Source organism: Nocardia sp. NPDC041819 (assembly GCF_055590505.1).
Map to the genome: position 1 here is coordinate 123,380 of NZ_JBVJAP010000007.1, position 9,511 is coordinate 132,890.

Consider the following 9,511-nt stretch of genomic DNA (forward strand, 5'->3'; position numbering starts at 1 on the left):
CCTGCGTGGTCACGCTGCGCTGCCGCCTCCGGGCCTGACCGCTCATGCCGTGTCTGTTGTCGGCATGAGCGGGGCCCTGCGTGGTCACGCTGCGCTGCCGCCTCCGGGCCTGACCGCTCATGCCGTGTCTGTTGTCGGCATGAGCGGGGCCCTGCGTGGTCACGCTGCGCTTCCGCCTCCGGGCCTGACCGCTCATGCCGTGCCGACCCGTTCGGTTTGTGGCATGTCTTCCTGCGGCGGTGCGGGTTCCGGATCGGTGCCCGCGCTCGCCCGCCAGGCCACAACGAAGCAGGCGACGTAGATGACCGTCTGCGCCACCACCGTGAAGTAGACGTTCTCGTTGTAGACCGCGACGATCAGCCAAGCCACGGTGAGCAGGGCGACGGTGCGTTTGCCGCCGCGCATCAGCCCGGCGTACACCGCCAGCATCCATACCGCGCCCACCGCGATGTACACCCACGGCCCGAACGGAGCGCGGAACGACGCCAGCGTCAGCACCGCCAGCCAGATGGCCAGCTGCTCGGCACGCACCCGCGGCCCTTCCGCCCCGGCGGACAGCCGCCGGTGGATACGGACCGCGGTAGCCGCCACCAGGATCAGCAGCAACAACGTGTAGATGTTGGTGATCACGCGAGCGGGCCCGACGGGATCGCCGATATCCCAGCCCATGATGTTCGCCTTGTACGGCAGCCCGAACGGCGAATAATTGACCAGCTGGTTGGCTCGCTCCACCAGCACGAACTGGTGGAACTCCCCGCTGGCCAGCCGCTGCCATGTGCCGTCGGACAGGAATTGCCGCCACGGCTCCCAGCCGAAGATCGCCAGCGTGGCCAGTGAATACAGCACGCCGAACACCGCGGTCCACACCGCGGGCCGCCAGCGCCGCTGGACCAGCAGATAGACCAGCAGGATCGCCGGGGACACCTTGGCGATGATCGCGAACGCCAGCGCCGCGCCGCCGAAGATATTGCGCCGCCGATGGAACAGCACCATGGCGCCCGCCCCGCCGACATACAGCACCAGCACATGGATGTTGCCGATCTGCAAAGTCGCCAGGGTCGGCAGGCTGAGCCACACCACCGGGGTCAGCGCCGCCAGCACCCCGCCCTGCCTGCCGCCGACCCAGCGGGCGATGGCGAACATCGCCACCAGCACGATCGCCACGTACAGCGAGTAATACAGCGCGCGCAGCGTGGCGAAGTCGTGGCTGAACAGCAGCAGCAACCGGGGCAGCAGCAGGAACGGCGGCGGGTAGAGGTAGGCGTCGCGATCCTGCGGCGCCACCGCGGGCAGGATCGAATCCGCCCGAGGTGATTCGTAGCGGTGGCGGTCGTAGAGGCTCGCCGGGTCGTGCTCGGCCATGAGCGCACCGCTGATGTAACCGGACAGGTGGGTCTTCTTCACCAGGAAGTCGTCGTCGGCCGACAGCGAGGCGTCGACGTTGTCGGCGTCGAGGATGAACTGCGTCAACCGGGCCAGCACCGCGACCACGAGCAGGATGGCCACGCTCCACAGCACCCGCACCACGATCGGTTTGGCACGCACCACCTCCCGCCACTCTGCGGGCACCGTCGGCACGAACAGCACGAACAGCGCCACCGCGCACACGACGCCGAGCACGGCGGTCACCGGTCCGGGGAGGCCGGTGAGCGAGAGCACGATCATCACGACGGGGACGAGAATGCCGACGACGAACACCGCGTACATCGCGGCGAAGTAGTCGAGCGAACCACGGAACGTGGTCCATGTCCTGGATATCATCTGCAACCTACGGCTTTCGGTTCCCGCGCCGCCCGATCCGGGCCGCGCGGATGGTCTATCTGGTCGCTGCTGTGGCGTGCCCGGTCAGCAGCGGAACCACCTGGGACACCACGTCGCCCGCGGTGGGTGCGGCGCGCAGGTCTGCGCCGATCTGTTCGGCGGCGGCGCGGAATCCGGGTTCGAGCAGCAGCGTGCGGATCGAGGTGGTGAGCGCGTCGATGTCGCCTTGGCCCGCGGGGGTCTCGGCGGCCAGCCCGGCCCCGCTGCGCACCAGGCCGCGGGCGTAGTCGAACTGGTCGAACATCTGCGGCAGCACCAGTTGCGGCAACCCGAACCAGCCCGCGGTGAGGCCGGTGGTCGAGCCGCCGTGGTGCACCAGCAGATCGCAGCTCGGCAGGAACAAGTTGAGCGGAACCTCCTGCACGACCCGGACATGCCCGGGCAGTTCGCCGACGGTGGCCCGGTCGGATGCCGACAGTGCGACGACGACCTCGGCGTCCTCGATGTCGGCCAGGGCCGCGAGGACCGATTCCAGCGGCCGCGGACCGGTCAGGCCCAGCGTGCTGCCGCCCATGCACACCGCGATCCGCTTGCGGCCGTGCTCGTTGCGGTGCCACGGCGGCAGCGCGCCGGTGCCGTTGAACGGGACGTAGCCCAGCGGGGTGCCCGGCGCGGCGTCGGGCGCTTGCAGCCGCTGCGGGCAGATGTCGAGCACGGCGACCGGGTCGGCCAGCCGGGTGCCCGCTTCGGCGGCGAGTGCGGCGGTGCGTTCGGTGAAGGGGCCGCCGGTGGGGTCGATGCCCCAGCGGTGCACCAGCACCGGCAGATCCAGGTGCGCGCCGAGCGCCCGGCCGATGGTGGCCAGCGGGTCGGTGAGGATCACCTCCGCCTGCCAGTCGGTGGCCACCGCGGCGAACGCCTCGAGGTATCGGCAGGCATGGTTGTGCCAGTTCTGCGCGGCGATCTGCCACAGGCCCTGCCCGCTGGACAGGTCGCGGTCGGCGAACAGCGGCAGCGGGAACATGCCCGGATTCACCTGGGTGCGCAACTGGTCCATGGGCACGTTGAGCGCGGTCAACTCGACGGCGTTGAGCCCCGAGCGCAGCGCGGTGGCCGTCACGTCGTCGCGTGAGGCGACCAGCACGTCATGCCCGGCCAGCCGCAGCGCCCAGCAGAACGGCACCATCGCCAGCAGGTGGCCCGACGAGGGCACCGGCACGACAAGAAACTTCATCCGATCACTCCTTCGGCTTCATCCACTCCATCGGATTGGTGTGCCGAGGCACCCATGATGGAGCCGATTGCTCGGCGTTGCGGCGTTTTTCGACGACCACGATGTTGTGGTAGAAGTGCAGCGCACCGATCCAGTCGTCGAAAGCGCCTGTCGCGCGGCCGGATTCCTTCTCGAATTCCTGGTGGTGCAAGGCGTCCACGAGGGTTTTCAGGTAACCGATGCTGGTGGCCGGGTCGTCGGTGGCGGTGCTGCTGCCGCCCCAGCCCGACCAGTAGGAGGTCTGGGTGTCCTCCACCACGTACAGCCCGCCGGGCCGCAGGTGGGCGAACAGCGCCCGGAACGAGGCGATCACGTCACCGCTGATGTGGCTGCCGTCGTCGATGATGATGTCGAACGGGCCCAGTGAGCTGCCGAGTTCGTCGAGGAACGTCGCGTCGCCCTGATCGCCGCGCAGCGGTTGCAGGCGCGGCTCGGCGATGCCGGACTTGTCGAAGTAGTCCAGCCCGAACACCAGCCCGCGGCGGAAGTACTGCTTCCACATCCGCAGCGACGCGCCGCCCACATCGGGTGCGGTGTAGCCGCCGATGCCCAGTTCCAGGATGCGCACGCGGCTGTCGCGCAGCGGCGCGAAATGCCGCTCGTAGTGCTGGGTGTACCAGTGCCCGCCCCACTTGTCCGAACCGAAGTGCAGCGACAGCGCGTTGAGGTCGTAGTGCTGTGGGCGGCAGGCGGTGACGATACGGTCGGCGGCGACCGCGGCGGCGTCGCGGGCCACCCGCCACGGGTCGTCGGGTGCGAAACTGCCCGGCCCCGGCTCGTCCTTGATCGCGATGGCGCGCGTGCCCAGCGCCGCGTCGGGCGGGCCGTAGACCGTGCGCAGCAGTTCCACCAGATCTTGCCGCACCACCAGCCACGGATCCTCCAGGGAGCCGGGAGCTATCGCGGGCTCCTCGGCGCCCAGGGTGAGCAGATAGTCGAGCTGTTTGCCCTCGTGGGTCAGCTCGAACACCGCCGTGACCGGCTGCCCCGGCCGGGATCCGTAGTTCGCGCGCCAGGCGATCTCCTTCAGCACCGCGTCGGCGACCGCCTCGGTGCCGATCTCGCCGATCCGCGCGGCGGTCTCCTCGTAGACGCCGTCGGCGACGGAGATCAAGTGGGCGGCGAGGACATTCTCGTCGTTCAGTGGCACGTCATCCATCCGTTCCGCCGGTGCGTACCGGCCTCGATTGCTCCGCCGGGCGCACGCCCTCGGCGACGAGCATGGCGCGCACCATGCCGTGGAAGTCCACCGAAGGGCGCCACCCGGTCCGCTCGCGCAGCCTCGTCGCGTCACCCACCAGCGGTCGCCCGCTGCGGGTGAGCACCGAGGAACGTTCGCGGACATGGTCGTTCCAGTCCAGTCCGGCCATGCCGAACGCGGCCGCGCAGAACTGCGCGACCGTGTGGTGTTCGCCGGTGGCGACGACGAACTCGTCCGGCTCGTCGAGGGCCAGGATGCGCGTCATCGCCTCGACGTAGTCCGGCGCGTACCCCCAGTCGGCGCCGGCGTCCAACCTGCCCACCTCCACCGTGGTGGTCTCACCGCGCTGGATCCGGGCGACGGCGCGCACGATCTTGCGGGTGACGAACTTCTCGGCCCGCAACGGTGATTCGTGGTTGAACATGATGCCCGCGGCCGCGAACACGCCGCGGGCGCGGTAGGCGCGGCAGGCCAGCAGGCCCGCCGCTTTGGTCACCCCGTAGATCGAGTCCGGTCGCAGCCCGCTGTTCTCGTCGCGCACCGCGGCGCCGTCGGAGCCGAAGACATGCGAGGAGGCCGCGTAGAACAGCCGCGTATCCGTCCGGTGACGATCGATCGCCTCCGCGAAATGCTGCACCGGCAGCGTGTTCACCCGGTGCGAGGCGCGGGCCAGCTCGCGCGGGTCGCCGTGGTCGTCCTGCGAGGAGTGCTGCACCGCTGAGAGCAGATACACCTGCGCGGGGCGCTCGGCGGCGATCAGCTCCTCGACCGCGGCGGCGTCGGTGATGTCGACCGGGCCGTCGCGGCCGATGCGCAGCACGCGCTCACCGCGCGCGGTGAGCAGGTCCGACAGCAGGGTGCCGTCCTGCCCGGCCGCACCCGTGACGACAACGGTCATCTCACACCACGTCCAGCTCCGGCAGCGGGAACACCAGCCGCCCGCCCGCCGCGCGGAAGGCGCTTTCACGCTCCAGCATCATCGTGCGGAAATGCCAGGGCAGTACGAAGAACTGGTCGGGGGCCAGCTCGCGGGCGCGTGCCTCCGACACGATCGGGATCGCGCTGCCGGGGGTGAACTTGCCGAATTTGTCGTCGTTGACCTCCGCGATGCACGTCAGGTCCTCCGGGCCGATCCCGCAGTGCTGTAGCACCACGTTGCCTTTGGTGGAGGCTCCGTAACCGAGCGTGCGCAGGCCCGCCTTACGGGAGCGGTCGAAGAAGTCGCGGACCCGTTCGCGATGCTGCTCGACTCGTTCGGCGAAGTCCGCGTACGGCTGCGCGGTGTGCAGCCCCAGCGTGGACTCCTCCTGCCGCATGCGATCCAGCGCGGCGGCATCGGCAGGCGAGGGCTCGCCCCGCTTGCCCAAGGTGAGCGCGAAGCTGCCGCCGTTGACGGCATTGCGTTCCACCTCGAGCACCACGAAGCCACAACGCCGCGCCATCCATTCGATCTGGTCGAGGGTGTAGTACTCCAGGTGCTCGTGACAGATCGTGTCGTAGGAGGTGGTGGCCAGCATCGCGGGCAGATAACTCTGCTCCAGCACCCAGATGCCGTCGTCGGTGAGGCTGTCGTACACCGAGCGCATGAACTCCAGCGGCGCGGGGACGTCGTAGAACATGGCGATCGAGGTGATCACCTTGGCCCGTCGCCCCGCCAACGCCGATTCGACCAGTTCGCGGGTGAAGTACCCGGTCACCAGCCGCACGTGCGGCGGATAGAACCGGCGGAACTTCTCCCCCAGCGGGTCGATGCCCACGATCGTCGCCGACCCTTCGGGGTAGGCGCGCAGCAGCGTCGCGTCGTTGCTGCCGATGTCGATCACCACATCCTCCGGCGACAACGGCACCCGCTGCCGGATCCGTGCCACCCGGTGGGCGAGGTGGTCGATCATAGATGTGTTCAGTCCGGAGCGGTATCCGTATCCGGGGGAATACATTTCGTCGAAGTCGGCGGTGTGGCGCAACTGCACCAGCCCGCATTCCTCGCTGCCGGTGGGCACGCAGCGCACCAACTCCAACGGGTAGCGCGGCACCTCGGTCGGGTCGGTGGCCGGGAACACCCCGGTCAGCGCCATCGTGCCGAGGTCGACCACCGTCTCGAGCCGGGTGTTCCCGCACACTCGGCAACCCTGCACCGCCACTGCTTGCCTCACACGTTCTCCATATCGTGGGCGACCATCAACTCGACCAGTTCGGTGAAACTCGTGCGGGGCGCCCACCCGAGCTTCTCGCGCGCCTTGCTCGGGTCTCCGGTGAGATGATGCACCTCTGCGGGCCGGAAATAGGTCGGATCCACCTCGACGAGCACCCGCGAGGTGCGCCGGTCGATTCCCTTCTCCGCCAAACCTGTTCCTTCCCAGATCAATTCGACTCCTGTGGCGGAGAAGGCGGTCTCGCACAACTCGCGCACGCTGTGCGTCTCGCCCGTGGCGATCACGTAGTCGTCGGGTTCGGGCTGTTGCAGCATCAGCCACATCGCCTCGACGTACTCCTTGGCGTATCCCCAGTCCCGGCGGGCGTCCAGATTGCCGATGAACAGCTTGTCCTGTTTGCCCTGCGCGATGCGCACCGCGCCGCGGGTCACCTTGCGGGTGACGAAAACCTCGCCACGCCGGGGTGATTCGTGATTGAACAAGGTGCCGTTGACCGTATACATCCCGTAGGCCTCGCGATGGTTGACCGTGATCCAGTACGCGTACAGCTTCGCCACGGCATACGGCGAACGCGGATGGAACGGCGTGTCCTCGCTGAGAGCCACATCGTGCAGTCCGCCGTACAGCTCCGAGGACGAAGCCTGGTAGAACCGGGTGGCGATGCCGGTCTTGCGGATGGCGTCCAGGATGCGCAGCGTGCCGATCGCGTTGGTCTCGGCGGTGAACTCCGGGATCTGGAACGAGATGTGCACGTGCGACTGCGCGCCCAGGTTGTAGATCTCCGCCGGGCGCACGTCCTCCAGGATCCGGTTGAGGCTGCTGGAATCCATCAGATCCCCGTAGTGCAGGAACAGCCGGCGTTGGGAATGCGTATCGGAATACAGGTGATCTATCCGGTCGGTATTGAAATTCGACGCACGCCGGATAATCCCGTGCACCTCATATCCTTGCTGCAACAGGAATTCCGTCAGATAAGACCCGTCCTGGCCGGTGATGCCGGTTATCAGCGCCTTTCTCATCAAACCTCCAACCCCGAGACTAACGGGTAGCCAAAAAGCGGGCAATACCTATCTTTCGGTCGCCGCCGGTATTAGAATTCGATTGCATGAGCGCGGCCTCCGAAAAAACTCTGGTAATGATTCCGACGTACAACGAGCGTCGCAACGTGGGCCCGTTGCTCGCTCAGATCCTGGAACAAGGCACCGATTTCGATGTCCTGTTCGTCGACGACAACTCCCCGGACGGGACCGGAGATCTGCTCGATGAGCTGGCCCGACAGCACGCGCCCCGCATCCACGTGCTGCACAGGGCCGGGCGCCAAGGCGTCGGCTCCGCACACCAGGCCGGAATTCGCTGGGCCTACGCGCGAGAATATCGGCACATCATCACGATGGATTCCGATTTCGCGCATCCGCCGTCGTATCTTCCGGCGCTGCGCGCCGCTGCGGCCGGTTTCGACGTCGTGGTCGGATCGCGGTATCTGAAAGAGGACAGCCTCGCCGACTGGACTCCCTTCCGCAAGGTCCTCACCCGGGTCGGGCATTTCCTCACCGTGACACTGCTGCGGATGCCCTACGATGCCACCGGTGCGTTCCGATACTACCGGCTCGACTCCGTTCCGGTGGCGGCTTTCGATCGTGTCCGTTCGACCGGATACTCCTTCTTCTTCGAAAGTCTCTACATTCTCGCCGCCAATGGGTTCCGGATCGAGCAGGTGCCGATCCACGTCCTCAACCGCACCGCGGGCGCGTCCAAGATGCGCACCCGAGACGTCGCGACCAGCGTGCGTTTCCTGCTGGTGCTGTGCGCGGAGAAGTATCTGCGCCCCAGCAGGCATCGCCTCAGTTCGCCCGCGCACCGCTGACCCTCCGCCCGGCCAGCCAGTCGATCACCGCCGCCGCCTCCGGCCAGTCCGGGCCGGTGGCGGTGATCGGGAACTGGTCGTCGACATGATCTTTGGCGAACTCCGAGCGTGAGCCCACCGCGTCGCGCACCTCGGCCAGCGTGACGGTGGTGCGTGCGCCGACCTCACGCAGGCCGGTGTCCTCGAGGTGGGCGGCGATCCATTCGGCGCACCACTCCACCGGGGCGAAGCTCTGGCGCGAGCGGCCGCTGGCGAACACCGGACGGTCGGCAGCCATGTCCGCCAGCACGCCCTTGCGGTAGTCCCCGCCGTACATCGGACCGAGCCGCACGACGAGACTGTCCGGCGTGCGACACATCTGCTCGGCTTCCGCGCGATGGCGGCCGTAGACGGTGTCCAGCTGGGTGCGCGCGGAGATGCTGCTGATCTGCACGAACCGGTCCCAGTCCCACCGCTCGCGCAGCAGGCGCGTCTTGTCCACCGTCTCCTGGCGATCGGCGTCGGGATGATGCTCGGCCCAGAACCTTTTCGACGGGCAGGCGGTATTGATCAGCACGTCGTAGCGACCGGCCGCGCGGTGACGTTCATGATCGGCGCGTGCCACCGGCACCACCTCCCACCGTCCGCTTCTCGCGAGCGCGCCGACCAGCGCGGCGCCCACGTATCCGGTGGCGCCGACCACGGCCACACGTAATCGGCTCACGCGCAGTCCTTTCCGGCATACACATCGCTCGCGGGGGGCTTCGGCCCCTGCGCCCGCGCGCCGTGTCCGCTTCGGCGCTCGGGCCGCCCGCGGTGGAGCAATCCCGGTCCTGTGGTCACAGCGCTCACGCGCCGTTGCCTTCCAAGGTGTGCGGCAGCGGCGCCACCTGCACGATCGGCGGATCGCACTCGTCCCACGGCTTGGTCAGCATGGCGATGAACGTCAGCGGGGTGATCGAGTACACGGTGTGCATCACCCCGATCGGCGTGCGCGTGCAGATGCCCTTGGACACGTGGATGAACTCCTCCGGGCAGTCCGGATCCTCGTGGTCGTCCTTGGTCACCAGCACGCCGTTGCCCTCCACGAACAGCAGATACTCCACGAAGTGCGGGTGGTAGTGCAGGCCGCGCACTTTGCCGGGGTGCATGTAGATCAGGTTGAACTCCAGCAGGGGTTCGGGCGGGACCCAGGTGAAAATGCCGCCGCGCCCGTCGCGGACGGTGTCGAGGTTGCAAGAGGGGGTGAGGACTTCGACCTTCATTACTGCATCCCTTCA

The 9,511-nt window shown here is 67.9% G+C and carries 9 protein-coding genes; 1 reads left to right on the top strand and 8 read right to left on the bottom strand.

All coding sequences use genetic code 11. From position 1 onward, the window contains the following. Positions 1–192: 192 nt before the first annotated feature. Genes ACZ6DL_RS21285 through gmd form a run of 6 tightly spaced genes read right to left on the bottom strand, consistent with a single transcriptional unit; the run spans position 193 to position 7,407 of the window. Positions 193–1,761 carry a glycosyltransferase family 87 protein gene (locus ACZ6DL_RS21285; protein ID WP_466053447.1) on the bottom strand — a complete coding sequence of 523 codons (1,569 nt, stop codon included), beginning with the start codon at positions 1,759–1,761 and terminating at the stop codon, positions 193–195. A gap of 55 nt (positions 1,762–1,816) precedes the next feature. Continuing rightward, the gene (locus ACZ6DL_RS21290; RefSeq protein WP_466053449.1) at positions 1,817–2,995 is read right to left on the bottom strand and encodes a nucleotide disphospho-sugar-binding domain-containing protein; all 1,179 of its coding nucleotides are present in this window, start codon (positions 2,993–2,995) and stop codon (positions 1,817–1,819) included. A 4-nt stretch (positions 2,996–2,999) separates the two neighbouring features. Next, on the bottom strand, positions 3,000–4,184 hold the full coding sequence (locus ACZ6DL_RS21295; RefSeq protein ID WP_466053451.1) for a class I SAM-dependent methyltransferase: 1,185 nt from the start codon (positions 4,182–4,184) through the stop codon (positions 3,000–3,002). A 1-nt stretch (position 4,185) separates the two neighbouring features. Continuing rightward, positions 4,186–5,133: a GDP-mannose 4,6-dehydratase gene (locus ACZ6DL_RS21300; protein ID WP_466053452.1), complete on the bottom strand. Its 948-nt coding sequence runs from the start codon at positions 5,131–5,133 to the stop codon at positions 4,186–4,188. 1 nt (position 5,134) lies between these two features. Next, positions 5,135–6,388: a class I SAM-dependent methyltransferase gene (locus tag ACZ6DL_RS21305; RefSeq protein WP_466053454.1), complete on the bottom strand. Its 1,254-nt coding sequence runs from the start codon at positions 6,386–6,388 to the stop codon at positions 5,135–5,137. Continuing rightward, complete coding sequence (gmd, locus tag ACZ6DL_RS21310; protein ID WP_040867022.1) at positions 6,385–7,407, bottom strand: GDP-mannose 4,6-dehydratase; 1,023 nt, start codon at positions 7,405–7,407, stop codon at positions 6,385–6,387. The genes ACZ6DL_RS21305 and gmd overlap by 4 nt, the downstream gene beginning before the upstream one ends. Before the next feature lie 116 nt (positions 7,408–7,523). On the opposite strand from gmd, the gene ACZ6DL_RS21315 reads away from it, so the two are divergent. Next, on the top strand, positions 7,524–8,252 hold the full coding sequence (locus ACZ6DL_RS21315) for a polyprenol monophosphomannose synthase (protein ID WP_357044323.1): 729 nt from the start codon (positions 7,524–7,526) through the stop codon (positions 8,250–8,252). Here the strand turns inward: ACZ6DL_RS21315 and ACZ6DL_RS21320 are convergent. After that, the gene (locus ACZ6DL_RS21320) at positions 8,230–8,955 is read right to left on the bottom strand and encodes an NAD-dependent epimerase/dehydratase family protein (RefSeq protein ID WP_466053456.1); all 726 of its coding nucleotides are present in this window, start codon (positions 8,953–8,955) and stop codon (positions 8,230–8,232) included. The genes ACZ6DL_RS21315 and ACZ6DL_RS21320 overlap by 23 nt on opposite strands. 124 nt (positions 8,956–9,079) lie before the next feature. After that, a complete protein-coding gene (locus ACZ6DL_RS21325) occupies positions 9,080–9,496 on the bottom strand; it encodes a cupin domain-containing protein (RefSeq protein WP_040867020.1) in 417 nt (138 codons plus the stop codon). Positions 9,497–9,511: the final 15 nt, after the last annotated feature.